The sequence below is a fragment of the Roseateles sp. GW821-FHT09G09 genome, from assembly GCF_059415965.1.
In genome coordinates, this window is sequence record NZ_JBWKOG010000006.1 from 334,518 (window position 1) to 356,396 (window position 21,879).

Here is a 21,879-nt window from a genome sequence, read left to right on the forward strand (position 1 = left end):
TGCGACGATTCTCACACAAGCCCGGAAACCTCGGCCCGAGTAGGCGCTCCCTGGACATGACGGCGCGCAGGGTGCATCTCAAGGGGCAGGGGCCTTGGATTTCGCTATCGTCGCCATTGTCACCACCGTTACCGCCAGCTCTACTGCCTTGTCGATCACGCCGCCGCCCTCGATGACGTCTCCGCCGCCGGTCGACTTTCCGTTGCTGCCGGCCCACATCAGTGCCGCCATCTGGGACGGTGTCGCACGTCGCGCGTCCGAATGGCTGGAGGTTCACGGACTCCCGGCGCGCGACGCAGTGCTGCTGCTGCCCTTCGCGCAACACCTGGCACCGGCGCGGCGGGCATGGATGAAGCTCTCGCGCTGGCAGCCGCGCATCGAGACGACGCACAGCCTGGCGTCGGCGCTGGGACCCAGCGCGCTGCCCCAGGCGGATCAACTGACCGGCGACGCGGCGATCGACGCGCTGGCCGCGCGCGCGCTGATGCGCGGCCAGAGCTGGGCGGAGGCCCTGCGCAAGGAAGACCCGCGCGCCCATGACGCCGCGGTGCAGCGGCTCGTCGAGGCTGCGCATGCGCTGGCGCGCGCCGCGGCGCTGCGCGATCCGGCGCATCGTGACGACTTCTGGGAGCACGGCCGGCAGGCGCTGGCGCTGCAGAGCGGCGTGGGCCACCTGGAGCGCGCGCTGCTGGCGGTGGCGCTCGAATGGGCCGCGGCCGATCCCCGCGCGCCGGCCACCGATGCGCTCTTCGCCTTGCGCCCGAGCGCCTGGCTGCACCTGCAATGTGGCGGACCGGATCCACTTGCCGAAGCCTTGCTGGCCAGCGCGGAGGCCGCCGGCGTGCCGTGCCTGCGCCTGAACGCCGACCTGCCGCTGGATGCCGCGTTCGACGGCGGCGCGCCGGTCGGGCGCATCGAACAGGCCGTGTGCGACGATTTCGAGGACCTCGCGCAATGCAGCGCTGCCTCCGTGCTGGACCACCTGCAGGCGGGCCGCGCGCCGGTCGCGCTGATCGCCCAGGACCGTGTGCTGCTGCGGCGCGTGCGGGCGCTGCTGGAACGGCAGGGCCTGGGCATCCAGGACGAGACGGGCTGGACGCTGGCCACGACCGCGCCGGCCGCGCAGCTGATGGCAATGCTGCGCGCCGCGCGACGCGATGCGACGGTCGACGACTGGCTCGCCTGGCTGAAGACGCCGCTGGCCGTGTCGTTGCGGGAACGCGGCGGCAGCGGCGCGCTGGGCGCGCTCGAGGCGCACTGCCGCAAGCGCGGCTGGTCCTCGCCGCAGGCGGTGCGCGCCGATCGCCTCCCGTCCGGCAGCGAGCGGCTCTGGGAGGGCGCGCGCGAGGCGCTGACGCCGTTGCAGCCGCGTGGCGCCCAGGCGCTGGACGCGTGGATCGCCGCGCTCGGCCAGACGCTGCAGCAGCTTGGCGCGGACGAGCAGCTCAAGCGCCAACCCGCGGGGGGGCCGCAGGTGCTGGAGGCGCTGTGGCTTAGCAAGACGCCGTGGCCGGGATCCGGGCACGAGGCGGTCCTGCGGGGCGCGCAACTGACGGCTGCCGAATTCGTCGACTGGGTCTCGCAGACCCTCGAGGCCGGCGAATACAAGCCGCCGCTGGAAGGCGGCCTGCAGATCATGATCACGCCGCTGGCGAGGACGATGCTGCGTCCGTTCGGCGCGATCGTGCTGCCGGGCGCGGATGCCGCGACGCTGGGGCCGGTCCCGCCGGGGCCGGTGCTGATCGGCGACACGTTCGCGCGCGAGCTCGGCCTGCCGACCGTCGAGGCCAAGCGCCAGGCCCTGGCCTGGCAGTTCGCGCAGCTGCTGCGCGCGCCGGCGGTGACGCTGCTGCGCCGCGGGCACCTCGGCAGCGAGCCGCTGGCGGCGAGTCCGCTGCTGGATCGGCTCGATCTCGCGCTGCAGGCGGCCGGTCACGTGCTGCCGCACTGGCACGATCCGCGCCTCGACGCGACCGTGCCGACGGCGCACGCCGATCGTGCCGCCGCGCAGGCCGAAGGGCGGCTCCCTTCGGCGCTCAGCGCGAGCGCCGTGGAGTCGCTGCGCCAGTGTCCGTACCAGTTCTTCGGCCGGGTGCTGCTGGGCTTGCGCGAGGCCGGCGAGCTCGATGTCCAGGCCGACAAGCGCGACTACGGCACCTGGCTGCATGCGGTGCTGCACCAGTTCCACACCGAACGCGCGGCGGACACAGATCCGCATCTGGACGACGAGGCGCGCCTGCAGCGCGCCGCGCAAGACCAGATGCGCGAGCTCGGCCTGGCGCCGGCGGAGTTTCTGCCGTACTCCGCAAGCTTTGCGCGCTTCGTGCCGGCCTACCTCGGCTGGCTCGCGCAGCGCGAAGGCGAGGGCCAGCGCTTCGAACGCGGCGAGGTCGATCGCCGCGTGCATCCCTGGGCAGAGATCGAGCCAGCGCTCGCGGAACTCGCGCTGCTCGGTCGCATCGACCGGATCGACGACGCCCCCGATGGACAGCTGCTCATCGACTACAAGACCGGCAGCCTCAAGGGCTTGAAGGACAAGGTCGCGAATCCGCTCGAAGACACCCAGCTCGCCGTCTACGCCGTGCTGATGGGCTTGCGCCAGTCGCACGACCCCGGCCCTCACCCCCGCCCTCTCCCGCAAGCGGGAGAGGGAGTGAGCGTGCACCGAACTGAGCGTGAGACGCCAGCGCCCTTCTTGCCCCCTCTCCCGCTTGCGGGAGAGGGCAGGGGTGAGGGCCAGCGACCTGGGCAGTCCGCTCCCCCGCTGCGTGCGCAATACCTGGCGCTGGACGACGCCAAGGGCATCGCCGAGATCGAGCACGAGCACGTGGAAGAGACCGCGACCGTGATGCTGGACGGCCTGCGCCGGGACCTGCTGGCCATCCACGCCGGCGATCCGCTGCCGGCCTTGGGCGAGGGTGTCGCCTGCGCCTACTGCGAGATGCGCGGCCTGTGCCGCCGCGACGATTGGGAAGGGGCTGCGCCGTGACCGCGCCGACGAACGTGCCGATGAAAGTGCCGATGAAAGTGCCGATGAACGCGCTCACGACAAGCGTCGCCGCCTACACGCTCGACGGCGCGCCGGTCGCGCGCGAGCGCTTCTACGAACTCGCTTGCGATCCGGCGCGCAGCGTCGTCGTCGAGGCCTGTGCCGGCGCGGGCAAGACCTGGATGCTGGTCTCGCGCATCTTGCGCGCGCTGCTGGACGGCGCGCGGCCGCAGGACATCGTCGCGATCACCTTCACCCGCAAGGCCGCCGGCGAGATGCGTGCGCGCCTGAACGAGTGGCTGCACGAATTCGCGCACTGCGACGACGCGGGCCGCGTGCTCGCGCTGCGGCAGCGCGGGCTGCCGCAGGCGCAGGCCGTGGAACTCGCGCCGCGCCTGGCGACCCTGCAGCAGCGGCTGCTGCAGGACGCGCGGCCGGTGGAGATCCGCACCTTCCACGCCTGGTTCTCGCAGCTGCTGCGCGCCGCGCCGCTGGAGCTGCTGCGCGCGCAGGGCCTGTCGCCGGAGCTCCAGCTGCTGGAGGACGAAAGCGACCTGATGCCCGAGCTCTGGCAGCGTTTCCACGCCGCGGTGCTCGAGGACGAGACGCTCCTGGCGATCTATCGCGACCTGAGCCTCATCCATGGCCGCAACAAGCTGCTGGACTGGCTGACCTCGGCCTTCGACAAGCGCGTGGAGCTGCGCCTTGCCCATGCGCACGGCCGGCTGATGGACAGCATGCCGACGGCGGCCGAGGTGGTGCCCGAACTCGCCACGTTCGCCCATCCGCTCGACGCCTTCGCGACGATGCGCGGCGACCTGCAGTCGCTCGCGATCGAACTCGGCCAGTCGACGAAGGTCACGCCCAAGAAGTGCGCGACCGCGATCGAACAGGCGCTGCAGCTGCCCGACGACGCGGCGCTTGCGAGCGTGCGCCAGGCCCTCTTCACGGCGGAAGGGTCGCCGCGCAAGAACCTGGGCGATTCATCCGCGTTGTCGGCGGTGCTGGACCGGCTGCAGCGGCTGCTGCTCGCGATCGACCAGGACCGCGCGCGCCTGTGGCACCAGCAGATGTGCGCGCTGGCGCTGACCCTGCTCGACGCGTTCGACCGGCTCAAGCGCGAGCGCGGCATCGTCGACATGAACGACCTGGAGCGCGGCGCGCTGGCCCTGCTCGGCGACGCGGACCTGTCCGGCTGGGTGCAGGAGCGGCTGGACAGCCAGGTCCGGCACCTGCTGATCGACGAGTTCCAGGACACCAGCCCGTTGCAATGGCACGCGTTGCATGCCTGGCTGTCGGGGTATGTCGGCGCGGGCGGCGGCGCCAGCGGTCAGCGGCCGCCGTCGGTGTTCATCGTCGGGGATCCGAAGCAGAGCATCTACCGCTTCCGGCGCGCCGAGCCCCGCGTCTTCGCGGCGGCGCGCGATTTCGTGCGTGAAGGCCTGGACGGCGTGCTGCTGGCCTGCGACCACACGCGGCGCAACTCGGCGCCGGTGCTGGCGGCGGTGAACGCCGTCTTCGAATCGGCGAGCCTGGCGCAGCAGTACAGCGGCTTCCGTCCGCACACGACGGAGTCCAGCGGCGGCGACCCGCTGGACGGCGTGTTCTACATCGATGGCGACCAGGATGCCGACGAGGACGCGACCGACACGGGGCGGGACGCGGGCAGCTGGCGCCCGAGCCTGACCGAGCCGCGACGCGAGCCGGAGCTGCATCGCCGCGAGGCCGAGGCCGAGCGGATCGCCGCCTGCATCGGCGACCTGCTGGCGAAGGGCGGAACGCAACCCGGCGAGATCTTCGTGCTGGCGCGCAAGCGCGAGGGGCTGCGCGTGCTCGCGCAGATCCTGAAGGGTCGGGGCATCGCGCACGCGGCGCCGGAGGACATGGCCCTGCTGGACGCCCCGGACGTGCGCGACTTGCTGGCGCTGCTGGATGCCTTGGCGTCGAGCGGCCATCAGCTGTCGCTGGCGCATGCGCTGCGCAGTCCGCTGTTCGGCGCGAGCGAGGCGGACCTGTTGTGGCTCGCCGCCGAATCGAACTCCGTGCGGTGGCTCGGCGAAGAGCGAGCCCCCGCGGACAGAGAACCAACGCAGACAGCGAGTGCGGCAGGACCGGAATGGGGCTTGGGGGTCCAGGAGGGATCCCCCATGCCCCGTGCAGGGCCCGCTGAGACTGTGCAGGCGGGCGATCTCCCGCCGGAGGCCGAGCCGCCCGAAGCGCCCCGGCCCGAGACCTCGACGACCCCGACGACCCCGACGACCCGCTCCTGGTGGGAAACGCTCCTGCAAGCCGACCCTGATGGCTTGAGCGAGCCGCTGCGCCGCGCGCAAGGTCTGCTGTCGCGCTGGGCCTCGATGGCGGTGCTGCGCAGCCCGCACGACCTGCTCGATGCGATCGTGCACGAGGGCGATCTGATGGCGCGCCTGGCCGCCGCCGTGCCGGCCAGCGAGCGCCGCGCCCGGCTGCATGCGGTGGAGGCGCTGCTGGCGCTTGCGCTCGAGCTGGACGGCGGTCGTTACGCCGGCCTCTACGGCTTCGTCCGCGCGTTGAAGAGCCGTGCGCTGAAGCTGGCGGCGCCCGCCGAGCCCGATGCCGTGCAGCTGCTGACGGTGCATGGTGCCAAGGGGTTGGAGGCGAAGGTCGTGATCCTGATGGACGCCGAGGCGGGTCCGGCGCGCGCCGAGAGCATGGCGCTGGCGATCTCCTGGCCGGTGCTGGAGGCGGTGCCGCGGACGGTGGCCTTCCTGGTGTCGGAGGCGAAGCCGCCGCCGTCGCTGCAGGCGCTGCTCGACGACGAGAAGGACCAACGCCAGCGCGAGGAACTCAACGCGCTGTACGTCGCGATGACGCGCGCGCGCCACCGGCTGCTGCTGAGCCGCACCCCGGCGAAGCGCCAGGCTTCCTCGGGCACGTGGTGGACGCGGGTGCAGCCGCAGGCCGAGGCGATGGCGGTGCCGGAAGTCGCCGACGACAGGCCTGTGCCGGACGACGACGTCGCGCGGCTCAAGGTGCTGCCGCGCGTCGATCCCTTGCCGGTCGAGGTGGCCGAGGCGGGCGCGGACGTGGGCCAGAGCCCCGACGAGGTCGACGACAGCGCGGCACTCGGCGAGGCGCTGCATCGCGTGCTCGAATGGCACAGCGGGCCGCGCGGCGGCGCGCAGGCGCTGGAGCGGCTGATGGCCGCCGCGGCGCAGATGTACGGCCTCGACGCGCGCCGCACGGAGCGCCTCGAGCGCAGCGTGCACGCGATCCTCGGCGGCGCGGAGTGCGCGTCCTTCTTCGACGCCGCCGTGCTCGACTGGCACGGCAACGAGGTGCCGCTCAGCTGGAACGGCCACGACATGCGGCTGGACCGGCTGGTCAGCCGCCGCGACGGCGCGGGCGTGCCCACGTGGTGGGTGCTCGACTACAAGCTCCACCCGGCGCCGCAGCGCAACCCGGAGTACATCCAGCAGCTGTGGTGCTACCGCGAGGCCGTGATGGCGCTGCAGCCGGGCGAGCCGGTGCGCTGCGCCTTCATCACAGGGCAGGGCCGGTTGATCGATTGCACCGAGGCTGTGGCCGGCGCGGCCGACCTCTTCGCCTAGTTCCGACGCCTTCTTGCTGACTGCCGAGTTCGCTGGCCCTCACCCCCACCCTCTCCCGCAAGCGGGAGAGGGAGTAAGAGGAGTGGCTGCGTTTCGCGTCTGATGCGCGTATTGCTCCCTCTCCCGCTTGCGGGAGGGCAACCGTGTCAAACCCCTACGGCAGCAGAAGCGCTGGGACTCTCTTGCTCCCTCTCCCGCTTGCGGGAGAGGGCAGGGGTGAGGGCCAGCGGCGGTGGCAGTGCTGAGCCTCTCCGACGTCGGCGACCGTCAGGCCGGCGAGCCGTAATCCCCTTCGGACGGCCGGCTGTGCCAGGCCACCGAAGTCGTGGTCGGCCACGGTCCGCCGTCCCCCAGCCGTTGATGCACCGCCTGCGCGCTGAGCGCCGCGGCTTCCAGCACGCGGGTCAGCGCCTGGAACTCGGGCAGCGACGGCTCCGGCATCGTCGTGCGCAGGTAGACGTTGCCGCGCAGGCTCAGCAGCACGAACGGACGGCCTTCCACCAGCACGTCCTGCGTCGCCTGCGCCAGGCGCTCGTTCAGATCCTTGTCGAGCCAGGCCATCACCAGCTCGCGGTTGATGCCGACCGCGCCGAAGCGCTGCCGCACGAGCTTGGACTCCATCTGCGAGTGCTTGGGGAACATCACCAGCCAGCGCATCTCCTCGGGCGTGTCCGTGTCCACCCGCGTCCGCAGCGTGTCGGTGTAGGCCTCGAAGACGCTGCTCTCCAGACGCTCCATCAGCTTGCGCTCGATGAGCATCATCTGCATGTCGGGATTGACCTTGAGCTCGCAGCGCATGCGCAGCTCGTAGCCGTCGATGTAGCTGCGCTGCGACGGGCCCCACTCGATGCGGGTGAGGCCGGGCAGCGTGCGGGGCAGGTCGATGACGAAGCCGCGCCCGTCACGGGCCTGGCGCAGCTGGCCGCCGCGTTCCGAGGCCCAGTCGCTCAAGGGACGCCACCGCGCCGCGTTGGCACGGGCGGCGAACCACTGTTTGATTTGTTTGATTACCATGAGGCGGGACGATGCGCGCGGGGCCCGGGGTCCGTGCATTGACGAGTCGGCTGACGGGTCAGCCGACGTGTCGACGGCTGGGCCTGCGCGCCCGAACGGAGAACGCTTGATGATCGAAGTGTATTCATGGCCCACGCCCAATGGCCACAAGGTGCACATCATGCTGGAAGAGTGCCGGCTGCCTTACCGGGTGATTCCCGTGGACATCGGCGCCGGCGACCAGTTCGATGCGAAATTCCTGGCCATCAGCCCCAACAACAAGATCCCCGCGATCGTCGATCCCGACGGGCCGGACGGGCAGCCGATCTCGCTGTTCGAGTCCGGCGCGATCCTGCTGTACCTGGCCGGCAAGACCGGGCAGTTCCTGCCGTCCGACACGCGCGGGCGCTACGAGGCCCTGCAGTGGCTGATGTTCCAGATGGGTGGCGTCGGGCCGATGCTGGGCCAGACGCACCACTTCCGGATGTACGCCCCCGAGAAGATCGAGTACGCCATCGACCGCTACACCAACGAGGCCAGGCGCCTCTACGGCGTGATCGACCGGCGGCTGGCGCGCAGCAAGTACATCGCCGGGCCCGCTTACGGCATCGCCGACATGGCGATCTTCCCGTGGCTGCGCGGCGCGAAGAACCAGGGCGTGGAGATGGCGGACCATCCGCACCTGAAAGGCTGGTTCGATGAGATCGCGAAGCGGCCCGCGGTGGAGCGCGCCGTCGAGGTGCTGGCCGAGAAGCGCCGGCCGCTGGTCGATGACAAGGCGCGCGAGGTGCTGTTCGGCAAGACCCAGTACGAGCGGCGCTGAAGCGCCCGGCGTGGCAGGTCGCGCGGACGGCGCGGGGGTCAGATCTTGCCCAGCCGCGCGCGGTCGCCCAGCTCGGTGAGCCAGCGGCGGCCGTCCTCGCGGATGGCCGTCGCCAGACCCTTGTCCTGCAGCCGCTGCTGCATCTCCTCGCTGACCGGCATGCCGCCGGGCGATTGCGGCAGGAAGTAGAGCGCGGCGCGCTCGTCCTCGGTGATCACCAGGTCGGCGGGCGGGACGGGGAAGTTGAAGGTCGGCGGCGTGGACATGCGCCGCAGTATCCCTCAGGGCTTGTCTCCGTCAGACCGTGGTCGAGGTGGTCGTGTTGGCCGTGGGGATCGCGGCCGTGACGGCGCGGGCGCGCCGGCGGCCCGCCACGCCCGCCGCCAGCGCGGCGATGCCCAGCAGCGCGAGCGAGCCCGGCTCCGGCAGTTCGCCCGCGGCGAAGGCCAGCGAATTGGCCATCAGCAGCGCGCCGTCGCTGGAGGGATTCCAGCCCCCGGGCGACACATCGCTGGACGTCGGGAACATGTTCAGTCCGACGACCACGCCGTTGTGGTCCATGCGGTAACCCGCTAGCGCCTGCCCGTTGCTCCATTCGGCGACGATCTCGGCGCCTGTCTTCGCCGTGAGCCGGTAGCAGAACGCGGACGTGCCGCCGTTGAAGCTGGTGACGTCGCGCATCAGCGGGCTGTCGGGTCGGATCACGTGACCCAGTCCGCCGCAGGCGTTCTGGTTGTTGTTGGTGTTGAAGACGTCGTAGTTGGCGGAGACGAAGCGGCCCTGCATGCCCTTGAAGGCGGAGGTCGCATGCGACAGGCCGGCTTCGACGACACCGCCGCCGGCGTCCACGTAGTCCGCCAGCACGTTGCCCAGCTGGACGGCGCTGGCGAAAGGCACGAGGGCGCTTTCGTCGTAGACCAGGACGGCGTCGTAGGCCGTCAGCATCGCGAGCGTGGGCGTGCCCGTGGCGACGTTGAAGACGTCGACCACGCCGCTGACCACGCCGGTGGCAGCGATCTTGGACTGCACGTCGGCCAGGCCGCCCGCCTGCGCGGGCGCGCCGAGGATCAGCACCGAGGCCTGCGCGGCCGCGGCGGTGGCGCACAGCGCGGCGGCGGCCAGGGTGGCGCGGAGACGGGGGAGGAGACGGGGGAGGAGGGTCGAGCGCTTCATCGGGGGTTCTCTCTCTGACGGTCGTTCTTCTCGCCGGTGGCGGGAGACCAAAACCGGAGGCGGAAAGCGGAGGCGGAAAGCGCGGGAGGTAAGCAACATCCAAGCCACGAGGCTCGAAGGCGTGGTGCCTCAAGGACTTGCATCGCCTGTCCCTGGAGAATGGGTCAGCGACTGTAATGAAACCCGACACTTCCGGCGTGGAAGTTGCTTCGCGGATCGCCCGTCCGGAGTTCCGCCGTGACGCCCGCTCTGACGCCGGCTCTGACGGCCGCCGGCCTCCCTTGTAATGCGGGGGTAAAACATCGTCGGCCTGCGTGGCGCCGGATGACGGTTGGAGGGAAACTTGCCCAGGCGTGAAGGCGCCACCTGCTTGCCAGCCGGTGGCGGATCTGATCACAACGACAAAGGAATTCTCATGTCAGCCAAGCCAGACCACACCGATGCCGTCGGGGGTGTCGAGAGCCACAACGGACGCTGGTTCGTCCGCGAAGTCGTCGGCGAGGCGCCGCCGTTCCGCGCGCGTTACCTGGTGATCGCCGCGCATGCGGCCGCCGACGGCGGCAAGCCGGAACTGAACGGCTACTGGCACGAGCTCGAACGCAGTTTCGACACGTGGAGCTATGCGGCGGACGCGGCGCTCGAAGCGGCGCAGCGCACGATCGACTTCCGCCCCTGAGTCCGCCCTTCAGTGCGCCCCTCAGTCCGCCTCTCAGTCCGCCTCTGAAGAGCGCCCCGCCGGGTCACATCCCGGCGGTGATCTTCTTCTGCAGCGCCTTGTACTGGTCCAGGCGCGGGCCGCCGAGCGCGACCGCGCGCTCGATCGCGAGCGAGGCCTTGTAGCGCTGGCCCTGCTCCAGCAGCACCTGCGCCAGGTTGTTCCAGCCCTCGGGCAGGTCGGGCCGCACGTCGGTGAGCCGGGCATAGTGCCGGACCGCGGTGCGGCGGTCCTTGGCCGCGTAGGCGGTGTTGCCAGCGCCCAGCAGCAGCACGGGCTCGCCGGGCCAGCGCGTCAGCGCGGCGGTGTAGCCCTTGCGCGCCGCGGAAGCATCCAGCCGCTCGAGCGCGGCCAGCGCCGCGCCGGTGCCCGCGCCGTCCAGCGAGGCCGGCAGCAGATCCGGCGGCAGCGTCGTCATCGCCCAGTAGTCGCCGCGCGCCCAGGTGCGCTCGAAGACCGGCAGCTCGACCTCCTGCCGCGCGGTCTTGCCGCTGTGCAGCAGGATCGTGCGGCGCTGCCTGTCATAACCGACCACCACGGCGTAATGCCACACCGGCGCGATGTCCAGCGACAGGTTCTGGAACACGATCACCGGATGCCCGGCGGCGACCTCGGTCAGCAGCGCGTCCAGGCGCGGCGGCAGCACGTAGGCCGGCAGGCCCTGGCGGCGCGTCGCGACCAGCATCTCCGTCTGCAGCGAGCCCTTGCGGCCAGGCAGGAAGACCTGCGGCTTCAATTGCTCGACCGTCGTCGCTTTGCCCGCCGTGCGCAGCAGCATCGCGAGCGCGGCCGGGCCGCATTCGTAGTCGTCCTGCGCGATGAAGGGCGTCCAGCCCGACAGGTCCACCTGCGTGGGGAGGTCGGCGGGCCACTGCCGTTCCAGCGCCTGCAACTGCGGCGGCGTGCTCGCGCACCCGCCCAGCAGCAGCGCCAGCGCCAGCGCGGGCGCGGCGAGCGCGGTCAGCGACCGGGAGGATCGGTCGCACCGGTCGGACCTATCGGACCTATCGGACCGGTGCGACCTAACGGACCGGGCCGGCCGGCCAAGCCCATCGAGCCGGACGAAGGGCATGTCGACCTCAGCGGATCGAGCGCGTGAACGGGAAGACCTTGGTGAAGCCCAGGATGTCGGTCACCAGCAGGATCACGAACACGGCGAAGATGATGCCGAGCACGTCGCCGCCGGCCGGAGCCTGCGCGATGCGGCCGTCGAGGGCGCGGATCTCGTCGTCGGACATGGCGTCCACGCGCGCTTGCGCGGCGGCGCCGTCGACGCCTTCCTTGACCATGGCTTGACGCACGTCCTCGCGGGCGAAGAACGCGTTGACGCGCACGCGGCTGTCGGCGGCCGCGCCGGGCGTCGCGGCGGTGGCGGCGGGCGACACCAGGGCGTCGGTCGGCACAACCTGCGCGCTCGCGTGCATCGGCAGCGCCATCAGCGTGCACGACGCGATCAGCGTGGACGCGATCGCGCGCTTTGCCAGCGAGGGGCGCGATGCCGGGGTCGTCGCGACGACGGCGGCGGAGGTTTCGAGAGCGGCTTGGAACGCTTGTTCTTGTCGGTTCATGGGGGATCTGGAGGGAAGGAGTGGCGAAATCCTAGGTCCCCGCCCGACGCTGTTACAAGTTCGATTACCGGGCGTCACAACGGATGCAACTCTAGGGTGATCCGACGCCCGGACAGGCTGGAATAACGTGATAAGGCGGCCTGCCGCGGAGATGCCGGGCGCGAGTGCGAGTGCGAGTGCGAGTGCGAGGGCATGGGCATGGGCGAGGGCGAGGGCGAGGGCAAGGGCGAAGGCAGCGGCGAAGGCGCCGAGCGCCTCAGCGGTCGCAGCGTTGGCCGCTGGCGCTGCGCAGGATCCAGCGCTCGGCCTTGCGGGACAGCAGCGCGGTGGAGCTGAGCGTGCCCAGGTCGCAGGTCGTCGCGTCGACCTCGGCGAACTGCGCGAGTTCGACCGTGTCCGCGTCGCGCCAGCGCATGAAGCGGAAGCTGATCGCGGTCTGGTCCGCCCCGGGCTGGAAGCGGTAGCGTTCGACGAGGCGGCCATCCTCGCGGCTCCAGAGGACGACGCCGTTGAACTCGGCACCCGGCGACGCGTGCGTCACGACCAGGTAGCGCCCGTCCGGCGACGGATTGACGTTGCCGTGCATCTCATAGCGCGTGCCGTCGGCGCGGGAGATCCACAGCAGTTCACTGCCGGCGGCCAGGGTCGCGCGCACGACGTAGAACTGGCCGTCCGGCGACAGGCCGTCGAGGCGGAAATCGACGGCGGGCAGGGTGGGATCGTTGGGGTCGGCGCGCTGGCTGTCGAGGATCACCGGTCGTCCCTTGGCGACGGGCAACCACAGCCGCAAGTCCTCGCGACGTGCCGCCACGCCGATGCGGCGCAGCACCTCGGCTTCGGCCTGGACGCGGAACTGCTCGTCGGAGCCTTCCTCGGCGACGGAAGCGCCGGCGAGGGAGGACGAGGGCGAGAACAGCATGCCGCGCGGGGCGAAGCCGGCAGAGGCGGCAGGGCGGGGCGGCGCGGGCCAGGCGTTCGAGGAGGCCTCGGCGGCGAGTCCCGTGAACATCAGCGCGAGCGCGACGAGCGCGCCGAGTGCGTGGTCGGCGCAATGGATGCGATTGGTGCGACTGGTGCGGCTAGTGGCACTTGTGTGGCCGCGGGGCATGGTGGGAGCAGCTTCCGGAAAGGCTGCCGGGAGGGCTTCCGGAACGGCGGACAAGGCGGACGACATCGGACGGGACTGCGGGCGCGAGCGGATCAGAGGGCTGGGCGCCGCAGTCTAAAAGCGCTCCGTTCGCTGTCCCACACAACTTACGCCTGGTGACAAGACCTGCCCCGGCGGGGTCAGGCCTTGCGCGTATGAAGTCTTCAACGCCTGCAGCGCGGCGCCGAGACGTCCTTGAGCGCCCAGTTGTCGCCCTCGCGCGCGAGCACGACCAGCGTCTCTTCCATGGCCTGGGGGCAGGTGAGGGGATCGCCCTGGGTGGTGCGCTCGAGTTCGATGGTCCGGTTGTCCTTCCAGCGCATGAAGCGGTACTGCGCGTAGCGATCACCGGGTTCGTGGCGGAACTTCTCGACCAGCCGGCTGGACGCGCGCTCCCAGATCAGGATGCCGTTGAAGTCCGTCGCCTCGGAGGCGCTGACGACCGCCAGCAGGCTGCCGTCCGGCGAGGGCTTGGGCGTGGCGCGCAGCCGGTAGCGCTCACCGTCCTGGCGCGAGACCCAGATGACGTCGCTGCTGTCGTAATAGGTCGCGCGCACGACGAAGAACTCGCGGTCCGGCGACAGGCCGTCGAAGCGGTAGTCCTCATAGGCCGCCTCGCCGTGGCCGCTGGCATTGGGCCAGACGCTGTCGAAGAGCTCCGGTCGTCCGGAAACGGTCGGCAGCACCAGCCGCGAACCGGTGCGCTTGATGAGGTCGTGCCGGCTTGCCGCATTGGCCTTGCGGAGGGCGTCGGCCTCGGCCTTGGCGCGGAAGGCCTCGTCCGAGCCTTCGCTGCCGAATGCCTGGCCCGGATCCGCGTCGGGCCGCGCGCGCTGCAGGTCCTTCGTGAAGTCGCCCTTGGGCGCGATGCCGGTGGACTTCGCGGGCGGCGGCGGCTTGTAGGCCTGCTGCTGCGCGGCGACGGGGCCGGCGGCGGTCGCCGCCAGGGCGGCCAGCGCGAAGGGGACGACGGATCGGACGAAGGGGCGCATGAAGGTCTGTTCAGTTCAACCGTGGATCGCCGCGGCGACGATCTGGCCGATGGAGATGCACATCGCCGCGACCACGACGGCCAGGGCCATGTTCTTGTGCTCGACGATCTCTTCCCACAACTTGTACGGGGTCAGCTTGTCGATGACGACGAAGCTGATCCAGAACACCAGCACGCCGATGAGGGCGTACAGGATGGAGCCCAGCACGATCGCGGGCTTGAGCCATTCGAAACCTTCCATGTCGTTCTCCTGGGAACTTGATATCGGTGAAGAACGGCGGTCGGAGATCCGGGCCGCCGGAGTGTCTCCGCGATCGCCGTCGTCGTCGGGGGACTCTGAGTGACTCTGGGTGAGACTGGTGACTACTTGTGGCCGCCGCCGCCGCTGCTGTAGCCGCCGTAGGAGCCGCCGCTGGAGCCGACGTAGCCCACGCCGGAGCCGCGGCTGCTGCGCTTGCACTGCTGGTACTCGGCGCTGCTCTCGCCGTAGGTGTCCTTGTAGCGGTCGCAGTCGTCCTTGCTGCAGGCGCGCAGCAGCGCGAACAGCACCGCGATGACGAAGATCCCGATGATGATGTTGCGCAGCAGCTTGCCCTGATCCATGCCCGACGTCACGTCGCGGCGCAGCGCCGGCATCTTGTCCTCGGGCAGCGCGGAGAAGCGGCGCACCTCGGCGGCGTCGACGGCCCGGCCATGGCTCCAGGTCACCTCGTTGCCGGCCTGCTCGCTGCTCAGCAGCTCCAGCCGCGTGCCGTTGCGCCATTCATAGTCGCGGACGAGGGCGTGTTCCTCGCGCTTGACGCGCCAGTAGAACTCGCCCAGCAGGTAGGTGACCTTCGCGGTGTAGGTCCACTTGTGCTTGAAGTCCTTGTCCTTGTAGCGGACCGACTTGGCGCCCGCGTTCGACGGCGCGCCGGTGATCGGCCGCACGACGCTCCAGCCGTCCTCCGTGTCGACGAGGAAGGCGAAGCCCTCCATGCGGCTGAACAGCAGGTACTCGCGCCAGAAGGTCTGTTCGTCCTCGCCGGACTCGGGGAGGTCGCAGCGCTCCAGGTAACCGACGACCTGCCAGGGCTTGGGGGTGCCGCCCTCGACCGCCAGCAGTCCGGTCGTGCCCAGCGGGATCTGGGGTTCGCCGCCGGTGTTCTGGCGATAGGCGGCCAGATCGGCGCCGGCGCCCTGGGAAACGTCGACGACGGACTGGCACTGGCCGCAGACGATGGACTGCGTCGTGCCCAGCTTCGGTTCGAGCGAGGCGCCGCAGTTGGGGCAGGGCAGCGCCTTCGATTGCAGCGTGGCGCCGCTGGCCTCGCGCAGCCCGGTCAGCGCCAGGTCGGCGAGCTGGACCGCGCGGCCGATCGACCAGGTGGGCCGTGCCGGATCGCTGTACTCGAGCGTCGCGACCTCGTCGGCCGTGTTGCGCAGGTCGACGACGGGATAACTTTTCGCCAGCTCCGGCGGATGCGGCAGTTCGCCCTCGGCGGCGGCGAGCGTCGCGTCGACGATGGACGCGACCTGCCAGGCCGAGCCCGCGAGCATCTGCAACCCGCCGGGGCGCAGCGTGGCGGGATCGGGCGCGCGCTCCTGCAGCGGCGCCTCGAAGCTGATGACGAAGCTGCCGTTGTCCTCGGCCAGCCAGCCGCTGCGGGGCGGCTGGTCGGCGCTGGCGTCGAAGAGGAGGTGCCACTCGTTCCAGCTGCCGTCGGCATAGGCCATCTGCAGCCGGCCGGCGACGACGAAGCCCGCGCCCGCGTAGCGCCCGGCGGCGCCGAGCTGCAGCGGCGAGTAGTCCTCGAACAGTTCCGCGCTGGTGCCGATCTTGCGCAGCGCGTCGCCTTCACGCAGCAGCGTGGCGCGGCAATAGCTGCAGACGGCGCTGGCGGACGCGGCCGAGGCGAACTCGACCGGCGCTCCGCAGTTCGGGCAGAGCGCCTGCCAGCGGCGCTGGGGGGAAGCGGTGGCCAATCAGGATCCGGAGCGAGTCATGCCGGGGGAGACGCCGAGACGCCGCACGGCGTCAGCTGAGCTTCTTCAGCAGGTCGGCCTTCTTGGCCGCGAATTCCTCGTCGGTGAGGATGCCCTTGGCCTTGAGGTCGCCGAGCTTCTCCAGCAGCAGGAGCACCTCGTCGGCGCTGGCGCTGACGGGTTGCGGCTGGACGGGCGCGGCACCTTGTGCAGCGGCTTGTGCGGCGGCCTGGTTGGCGCCGGACAAGCCCTGCTGCAGCTGCTGCGCCATGGTCTGGCCAAGCGCCAGTCCCGCGCCCAGTCCCATCGCATCGCCCGCGATGCCGCCGCCGCCGCCCGCGCCGACACCCTCGGCGAGCTTGGGGATGGCTTGGGCGGTCTGGTACTGCAGGAACTGGCCCATGTTCTGGCCGATCATGCCCATGCCGATCTTCTGGTCGAGGATCTTTTGCAGTTCCTCGGGCAGGGAGACGTTCTGCAGCGTGACCCCTTCGAGCTTGAGTCCGAGCGCGTCGAAGGACGCGGCGTTGGCCTCCTGCAGCGCCTTGGCGAACTCGACCTGATTGGCCGCGAGGTCCAGGAAGGGGATGCCGGACTGGGCGACCGCGTCCGAGATGTGCTGCAGCATCAGGCCGCGGAGCTGGCCGTCGAGTTCGGTGACGGTGTAGCGCTCGCGGGTGCCGGAGATCTCGGTGTGGAACTTCTTCGGATCGACGATGCGGTACGAGTAGTTGCCGAACGCGCGCAGGCGCACCGCGCCGAAGTCCTTGTCGCGGATGGTGACGGGCTGGGTGGTGCCCCAGCGCTGGTCGATCTGCTGGCGGGTGGAGAAGAAGTAGACGTCGCTCTTGAAGGGGGACTCGAAGAGCTTGTCCCAGTTCTTGAGGTAGGTCAGGACCGGCAGCGTCTGCGTGGTCAGCTTGTACATGCCGGGGCCGAACACGTCGGCGACCTTGCCTTCGTTGACGAAGACGGCCATCTGCGATTCGCGCACGGTGAGGGAGCCGCCGTACTGGATTTCAAAGTCCTGCATCGGGTAGCGGTACGAGAGGACGCCGTTGTCGTCCTCCGTCCACTGGATGATGTCTATGAACTGTTTCTTGATGAAGTCCATCAGGCCCATGGCGCTGCTCCACGAAAGGCACGGTCCAAACCGACCGTCGCGGAGGAGTATCCCTCAGCGGCGGGGCGACCTTCGTCACCCCGAGGGGGGAGGTTTGTGCGGATGGGGCGACAGCGCCCGAGGTGCCTCGACGCAAGCGCGGCGACTAGGCTCCGTGGAAGACCTCCTCCAGGTGGCTGGGAACGATGCCCGCACGCCGCATCAATACCCGCGCGTCTCCATCGGCGGTTTGCCCTGCCGCACCTGCTCGCGGGCACGCGCCTCTTCCTTCATGAGCCTGCCGTTGGCGACGTGACGCACCAGCCAGGGCAGGGGACGGACCTTCGCGCCGGTGGCTGTCGCCGTGACCCAGGCCTTCGCGCATTTTTCGAAGAGCTCGGCGTTCAACGCGAGCCGCGACGGCGTCATCCCCAGCAGAACGACCTGACCCGCATGCAGTGCCACGTTGCCGCCGTCGGCCAGCGCGACCGGCAGCTGCGACAGGTGATCGGTGGGACGCGCCATGTGGCCGAGCTGGCGGATCTGTTCGTCGAAGACCGCCGGCATCCATCCGCCGAAGGCCGCGATCTGGCGGCAGAACGGGCCGCCACCGACGAGCACGGCGCAGACATCGGGCCGGGCCACATAGACCGTTCGATGCAGCGCCGGCGCGCCTGCGCCGAAGCCTTCGGCAGGAGCGAGCGGCGAACTGCGCATCGATGCGTCCGTGGCCGTTCCCCAGCCCATCCGCCCGCTCGCGGGATCGCGCAGCGAGAGGCTGTCCGCGTCGCCCGGCATGAGCCCGCGCGCCAGCAGCCGTTGCCGAAGGCCGCGCCAGGTGTCGGCGAGCGTGGCGTCGCTCACTTCAGCGCCCATATCAGCGACCATATCAGCGCTCATACCAGCGCCATCACATCGTCGAAGCGGTTCAGCGCGTCGTCGATGACCTCGTCGGTGTCGGCCAGGCTCGTGTAGAGCCGGCTGCCCGCCACGGAGATCAGCCCGTGCGCGGTGAACGCTGCGCCCATCTCCTCCATCATGTGCTTGCGGCGCTTGGCCTCGTCCTTGACCTGGAGGAGCTTCCACAGGCTGCTCGTGTCGAGCAGCAGCACGCCCGAGGTCTGCAGGTGCACGATGGAGCCGAGGTTGTAGGCCACGTACGGCAGTCCGCGTCGCTGGATGATCTCGTCCAGCCCGATGCGCAGACGCTCGCCGGCGCGTCCCGCCACTGCCGGCGCGTTGGTGCGCTCCACCTCCAGCAGCGCGTGGTAGCCCGCCACGCAGCTGAGCGGATTCGCCGACAGCGTCCCGCCGACGAAGGCCCGCCGCGAGGTCGTCCCGATGCCGCCGACCAGCGACATCATGATCTCCCGCTTGCCCCCGATCGCGCCCGCCATCGGGTAGCCGCCGGTCAGGCACTTGCCCAGCACCGTGAGGTCGGGCGTCACGCCGAAGTAGGCCTGCGCGCCGCCCATGCCGGCGCGAAAGCCCGTCACCACCTCGTCGAAGATCAGCAACGCGCCGAACTCGTCGCAGAGCGCGCGGACCTGGGCATTGAACTCGCGGTGCACGGGCCGCGTGCCGCTTTCCGGCCCGAAGGGCTCCAGCAGCACCGCGGCCGTGCCGCCGCGCAGACGGTTCCAGCGCAGCAGCCGGCGCAGCGCCTCGGGATCGTTGGGCAGGCACTCCTGGGTGTTCGCCGTCGCGCCGCGCGGAATGCCGATGGCCTCCATGCGGCCGGTCTTCGGCAGCCGCATGCCGTAGACCAGCTGATCGCTCCAGCCGTGGTACGCGCCGCCGATCTTGATCACGCGCTGGCGCCGGGTGAAGGTGCGCGCCAGCCGCACCGCGCCCATCACCGCCTCGGTGCCGGAGCCCAGCATGCGCAGCATCTCCACGCCGGGCATGTGGCGGCAGACGAGTTCGGCGAGCTTGATCTCGTACTCGTGCAGCAGCCCGGTGACCGGACCGCAGTCGTTCAGCAGCGCCTGCACCGCGGCGCGCACGCCCGGCGGGTTGCCGCCCAGCAGCGTCGGTCCGCCAGCCTGCAGGAAGTCGATGTAGCGGTTGCCGTCGATGTCGGTGAGGTGGGCGCCCTCGGCGCGCGTGATCGCCAGCGGGAACGGATGGTTGAACGCGAGGTTGTGCTGCACGCCGCCGGGAATCACGGTGGCGGCCCGTGCCGCGAGACGCTTGGAGCCGGCGCAGTGGTCGTCGAACCAGCGCAGGACCTTGGGCATCGCGTCCGGGCGGATCGGCCGCATCGGCTGGTTCACGAGCGCCGCGAAGCGCTGGTAGAGCGCGTGCGTGTCGGGCCAGGACGGCACCGCTGGCGCGTCCGGCGGCAAGGCGCCGGAGGGCGGCGCGGCGCGGTCGTCATGCGTCTCATGCGGCGCGGACGCGGCGGCCGAGGCGGGGGCGGAGGCAAGCGTAGACATCACGGTCCCTTGAGAGAAAGCAGCAGATCGCGCACCACCGTGAGCCGGGCCGCTTGGCCGGGCTCGCGACGGGCGCGTTCGTCGATGCGCGCCGCGAGCAGATCGCGAGCCAGCGTCTCCAGGCGCTCGACCGCCTCGAGCGCGGTGGCGCTGTCCGCAGCGCAGCACAGGATGCCATGGTTGCGCAGCAGGTAGGAATGTCGGTCCGGGCGGACCGCCTTGGCGAGCTTGCCCGCGAGCCACGCGGTCCCCGACGGCGCATACCCGACGACCGGCACCTCGGTGCCAAGCCATCGCCGCATCGCCTCCGGCACCGCCAGCGCCTGACCGATCAGCGCGCAGGCGCTCGCCAGCGGCTGATGCGTGTGGATGCTGCAGCCGACGTCGGGCCGCGCGCGCAGCACGCGGGCATGCAGGCCGCTCTCGACGGAGGGCAGCCGTTCGCCGCCGCTGGCGTCGTCGACGACGGCCAGATCGGCCAGGCGAAGCACGCAGACGTCCTCCGGCCGCATGACCAGGTAGTCCGTGGCCGAGGGCGTGACGGCGACGAGTTCCCGGTCGATGCGCAGCATCAGGTTGCCGCCCGTCCCGGCGAAGTAGCCGCGCTCGGACAGCCGCAGGCAGAGATCCACCACGTGGCGGCGCTCGATCTCGTGCTTCATGCGGCGGCCCCCGTTGCGACGCCTTCCGCACCGTGCGCCGCGCCTGTCGCGGGCGCGCGGTTGAGGCGGCGGTACAGCGGCGCCAGGCGCTGGTGGGCGTCCTTGAAGGCCTCGAACTTGTCGTCGTAGAGCCGGCGCAGCGCCGGCGTGGGCTCGTAGACGCGACGGGTGCGGCGCAGCGACGGGAGATCGCCGAAACGCAGCGCGCCGGTGCCGATGCCGGCGAGGAAGGCGGCGCCGACCGCGTTGGCCTGGATGGGGTTCTCGAGCTGCCGGATCGGCTGGCCGGTGACGTCCGCGAGGATCTGGCACCAGACATCGCTCTGCGCGCCGCCGCCGACCGCCGCGATGGTGCCGGGTGAGCGCCCGAGCAGCCGCGCGAAGGGCGCCATCATCCAGCGCGTGTTCAGCGCGACGCCCTCGAGGAAGGCACGGAAGATGTCCTCGCGCGAATGCGCCAGCGAGAGGTTGAGCAGCCCCGCCCGCAGCAGCGGATCGTCCACGGGCGTGCGCTCGCCGAAGAGCCACGGCATGTAGATCAGCCCGCGCGCGCCCGGCGGCACCCGGGCGGCGATCGTGTTGAGCAGCTCGTAGACGGCGGGGTGTTCCTCGTCGGACGCCAGCTCGTCGGGGTGGTACAGGATGCGGTCGCGCAGGAAGGACAGGTTGGCGCCGGCCGTCGACTGCAGCGCGAGCGCGAGATAACGGCCGTCGACCGCGCAGGGCACCGCCGCGATCTTGTGGCGCACGTCGGTGCGCATGGTCGGCACATGCGCGCCCAGCCAGGACGAGGTGCCCAGGTAGAGGTGGGTCTCGAAGTCCGTCACGGCGGCGCCGACCGCGACGGCGGAGGTGTCGACGGCGCCGGCCACGACCGGCGTGTCGGCCGACAGGCCCAGCCTGGCGGCGACCTCGGGCAGCAGCGGCCCCAGCAGGTCGGTGGAGCGGACCAGCGCCGGCAGCTTGTCCGCGTTGAGGTCCAGCGCGCGGATCAGCCGCGCGTCGTAGCGGATGCACGAGGGATCGCGGTTGTCGGTGACCCAGCTGGTGAGGATGGAGTCCTGCGTCGCGCAGACGCGCCCGCACAGCCGGTAGTTCAGGTAGTCGAGCGCGTTGAGGAAGCACCGCGTCGCGTCGTAGACGGCGGGCGACTCGTCGCGGATGAAGGCCATGTGGCCCGCCGCGTCGCGTCCGCTCAGCGACGGCGCGCCGCCGGTCAGGCGCAGCCAGCGCCAGAGCTTGTGCGGTGCATAGCCCTCGATGTTGAGCCAGCGGCCGCGCAGCCGGCGCCGGATCGCGCCTGCGCCGCGCGCGTCCAGCCAGCTGAACGCCGGCCCGATCGCGCGGCCGTCGCGGCCGAGGCAGACGGTCACTTCGGTCTGCGTCGAGCAGCACACCGCCGACACGCGCCGACGGCGCGCGGCATCGGGCGCGAGCACTTCGCCGGCCGCGTCGAGCAACGCCTGCCACCAGGCCTCGGGGTCCTGCTCGGCCCGCACGCCGTCGACCTGCAAGGGGACGGGACGGAAGGCCCAGGCCAGCACCTCGCCGCGCCCGCTCACCAGCGCGCACTTGCAGCCGCTGGTGCCGAGGTCCACCGCCAGCACCAGCGGGGAGGTCGCCGAGGCCCCCGAAGTCGACGGGGTGGGCAAGGCCGACGAGATCGGGGACATCGAAGACATCGAAGACATCGGAGACGGCGGAGACGGCGGAGACGGCGATCGAT

The 21,879-nt window shown here is 71.0% G+C and carries 18 protein-coding genes; 4 read left to right on the forward strand and 14 right to left on the reverse strand.

Annotated elements, in window-relative coordinates:
* Positions 1 to 172 precede the first annotated feature (172 nt).
* Together AC07O8_RS18220 and AC07O8_RS18225 are read left to right on the forward strand one after the other, a co-directional pair.
* The gene (locus tag AC07O8_RS18220) at positions 173 to 2,989 is read left to right on the forward strand and encodes a PD-(D/E)XK nuclease family protein (RefSeq protein ID WP_495049369.1); all 2,817 of its coding nucleotides are present in this window, start codon (positions 173 to 175) and stop codon (positions 2,987 to 2,989) included.
* Positions 2,986 to 6,576, forward strand: coding sequence for a UvrD-helicase domain-containing protein (locus tag AC07O8_RS18225; RefSeq protein WP_495049370.1), 3,591 nt, complete (start codon positions 2,986 to 2,988; stop codon positions 6,574 to 6,576). Before AC07O8_RS18220 ends, AC07O8_RS18225 begins: the two co-directional genes overlap by 4 nt.
* Before the next feature lie 267 nt (positions 6,577 to 6,843).
* Here AC07O8_RS18225 and AC07O8_RS18230 read toward each other — a convergent pair whose 3' ends face one another.
* Positions 6,844 to 7,590 carry a hypothetical protein gene (locus tag AC07O8_RS18230; RefSeq protein ID WP_495049371.1) on the reverse strand — a complete coding sequence of 249 codons (747 nt, stop codon included), beginning with the start codon at positions 7,588 to 7,590 and terminating at the stop codon, positions 6,844 to 6,846.
* Between the two features lie 109 nt (positions 7,591 to 7,699).
* On the opposite strand from AC07O8_RS18230, the gene AC07O8_RS18235 reads away from it, so the two are divergent.
* Entirely contained in the window at positions 7,700 to 8,392 is a 693-nt protein-coding gene (locus tag AC07O8_RS18235) for a glutathione S-transferase N-terminal domain-containing protein (RefSeq protein ID WP_495049372.1), read from the forward strand.
* Positions 8,393 to 8,430: 38 nt separating this feature from the next.
* Here AC07O8_RS18235 and AC07O8_RS18240 read toward each other — a convergent pair whose 3' ends face one another.
* Together AC07O8_RS18240 and AC07O8_RS18245 are read right to left on the reverse strand one after the other, a co-directional pair.
* Positions 8,431 to 8,658, reverse strand: a complete 228-nt coding sequence (locus AC07O8_RS18240; RefSeq protein ID WP_331613701.1) for a hypothetical protein — start codon at positions 8,656 to 8,658, stop codon at positions 8,431 to 8,433.
* 31 nt (positions 8,659 to 8,689) lie between these two features.
* Positions 8,690 to 9,565 carry a PEP-CTERM sorting domain-containing protein gene (locus AC07O8_RS18245; protein ID WP_495049373.1) on the reverse strand — a complete coding sequence of 292 codons (876 nt, stop codon included), beginning with the start codon at positions 9,563 to 9,565 and terminating at the stop codon, positions 8,690 to 8,692.
* 415 nt (positions 9,566 to 9,980) lie between these two features.
* Between AC07O8_RS18245 and AC07O8_RS18250 the strand changes: the two genes are divergently transcribed.
* Positions 9,981 to 10,241 carry a hypothetical protein gene (locus tag AC07O8_RS18250; protein ID WP_495049374.1) on the forward strand — a complete coding sequence of 87 codons (261 nt, stop codon included), beginning with the start codon at positions 9,981 to 9,983 and terminating at the stop codon, positions 10,239 to 10,241.
* A 64-nt stretch (positions 10,242 to 10,305) separates the two neighbouring features.
* On the opposite strand, the gene AC07O8_RS18255 is transcribed toward AC07O8_RS18250, so the two are convergent.
* From AC07O8_RS18255 to AC07O8_RS18305, 11 genes are all read right to left on the reverse strand, one after another.
* A complete protein-coding gene (locus AC07O8_RS18255; RefSeq protein WP_495049375.1) occupies positions 10,306 to 11,352 on the reverse strand; it encodes a PA2778 family cysteine peptidase in 1,047 nt (348 codons plus the stop codon).
* 7 nt (positions 11,353 to 11,359) lie between these two features.
* Positions 11,360 to 11,848: a PA2779 family protein gene (locus tag AC07O8_RS18260; protein WP_495049376.1), complete on the reverse strand. Its 489-nt coding sequence runs from the start codon at positions 11,846 to 11,848 to the stop codon at positions 11,360 to 11,362.
* Between the two features lie 256 nt (positions 11,849 to 12,104).
* Entirely contained in the window at positions 12,105 to 12,956 is an 852-nt protein-coding gene (locus AC07O8_RS18265) for a hypothetical protein (RefSeq protein WP_495049377.1), read from the reverse strand.
* Positions 12,957 to 13,159: 203 nt separating this feature from the next.
* On the reverse strand, positions 13,160 to 13,987 hold the full coding sequence (locus tag AC07O8_RS18270) for a hypothetical protein (RefSeq protein WP_495049378.1): 828 nt from the start codon (positions 13,985 to 13,987) through the stop codon (positions 13,160 to 13,162).
* A gap of 15 nt (positions 13,988 to 14,002) precedes the next feature.
* Positions 14,003 to 14,227 (reverse strand): DUF350 domain-containing protein, encoded by a 225-nt coding sequence (locus AC07O8_RS18275; protein ID WP_297525741.1) that lies wholly within the window; start codon positions 14,225 to 14,227, stop codon positions 14,003 to 14,005.
* 122 nt (positions 14,228 to 14,349) lie between these two features.
* A complete protein-coding gene (locus AC07O8_RS18280; protein WP_495049379.1) occupies positions 14,350 to 15,951 on the reverse strand; it encodes a DUF4178 domain-containing protein in 1,602 nt (533 codons plus the stop codon).
* A gap of 52 nt (positions 15,952 to 16,003) precedes the next feature.
* Positions 16,004 to 17,074, reverse strand: coding sequence for an SPFH domain-containing protein (locus AC07O8_RS18285; protein ID WP_495049380.1), 1,071 nt, complete (start codon positions 17,072 to 17,074; stop codon positions 16,004 to 16,006).
* A 201-nt stretch (positions 17,075 to 17,275) separates the two neighbouring features.
* Positions 17,276 to 17,941 (reverse strand): hypothetical protein, encoded by a 666-nt coding sequence (locus AC07O8_RS18290; RefSeq protein ID WP_495049381.1) that lies wholly within the window; start codon positions 17,939 to 17,941, stop codon positions 17,276 to 17,278.
* 8 nt (positions 17,942 to 17,949) lie between these two features.
* Entirely contained in the window at positions 17,950 to 19,491 is a 1,542-nt protein-coding gene (locus AC07O8_RS18295) for an aspartate aminotransferase family protein (protein ID WP_495049382.1), read from the reverse strand.
* A complete protein-coding gene (locus AC07O8_RS18300; protein WP_495049383.1) occupies positions 19,491 to 20,153 on the reverse strand; it encodes a class II aldolase/adducin family protein in 663 nt (220 codons plus the stop codon). Before AC07O8_RS18300 ends, AC07O8_RS18295 begins: the two co-directional genes overlap by 1 nt.
* Positions 20,150 to 21,835 (reverse strand): xylulokinase, encoded by a 1,686-nt coding sequence (locus AC07O8_RS18305; RefSeq protein WP_495049384.1) that lies wholly within the window; start codon positions 21,833 to 21,835, stop codon positions 20,150 to 20,152. The genes AC07O8_RS18300 and AC07O8_RS18305 overlap by 4 nt, the downstream gene beginning before the upstream one ends.
* Positions 21,836 to 21,879 lie beyond the last annotated feature (44 nt).

Bases quoted from the DNA above. Each gene is read 5' to 3' on its own strand.
- AC07O8_RS18220 (WP_495049369.1), top strand. From the start codon at position 173: ATGACGTCTCCGCCGCCGGTCGACTTTCCGTTGCTGCCGGCCCACATC.
- AC07O8_RS18230 (WP_495049371.1), bottom strand. From the start codon at position 7,590: ATGGTAATCAAACAAATCAAACAGTGGTTCGCCGCCCGTGCCAACGCG.
- AC07O8_RS18235 (WP_495049372.1), top strand. From the start codon at position 7,700: ATGATCGAAGTGTATTCATGGCCCACGCCCAATGGCCACAAGGTGCAC.
- AC07O8_RS18240 (WP_331613701.1), bottom strand. From the start codon at position 8,658: ATGTCCACGCCGCCGACCTTCAACTTCCCCGTCCCGCCCGCCGACCTG.
- AC07O8_RS18245 (WP_495049373.1), bottom strand. From the start codon at position 9,565: ATGAAGCGCTCGACCCTCCTCCCCCGTCTCCTCCCCCGTCTCCGCGCC.
- AC07O8_RS18250 (WP_495049374.1), top strand. From the start codon at position 9,981: ATGTCAGCCAAGCCAGACCACACCGATGCCGTCGGGGGTGTCGAGAGC.
- AC07O8_RS18255 (WP_495049375.1), bottom strand. From the start codon at position 11,352: ATGCCCTTCGTCCGGCTCGATGGGCTTGGCCGGCCGGCCCGGTCCGTT.
- AC07O8_RS18260 (WP_495049376.1), bottom strand. From the start codon at position 11,848: ATGAACCGACAAGAACAAGCGTTCCAAGCCGCTCTCGAAACCTCCGCC.
- AC07O8_RS18265 (WP_495049377.1), bottom strand. From the start codon at position 12,956: ATGCCCCGCGGCCACACAAGTGCCACTAGCCGCACCAGTCGCACCAAT.
- AC07O8_RS18270 (WP_495049378.1), bottom strand. From the start codon at position 13,987: ATGCGCCCCTTCGTCCGATCCGTCGTCCCCTTCGCGCTGGCCGCCCTG.
- AC07O8_RS18275 (WP_297525741.1), bottom strand. From the start codon at position 14,227: ATGGAAGGTTTCGAATGGCTCAAGCCCGCGATCGTGCTGGGCTCCATC.
- AC07O8_RS18285 (WP_495049380.1), bottom strand. From the start codon at position 17,074: ATGGGCCTGATGGACTTCATCAAGAAACAGTTCATAGACATCATCCAG.
- AC07O8_RS18290 (WP_495049381.1), bottom strand. From the start codon at position 17,941: ATGGTCGCTGATATGGGCGCTGAAGTGAGCGACGCCACGCTCGCCGAC.
- AC07O8_RS18295 (WP_495049382.1), bottom strand. From the start codon at position 19,491: ATGTCTACGCTTGCCTCCGCCCCCGCCTCGGCCGCCGCGTCCGCGCCG.
- AC07O8_RS18300 (WP_495049383.1), bottom strand. From the start codon at position 20,153: ATGAAGCACGAGATCGAGCGCCGCCACGTGGTGGATCTCTGCCTGCGG.
- AC07O8_RS18305 (WP_495049384.1), bottom strand. From the start codon at position 21,835: ATGTCTTCGATGTCCCCGATCTCGTCGGCCTTGCCCACCCCGTCGACT.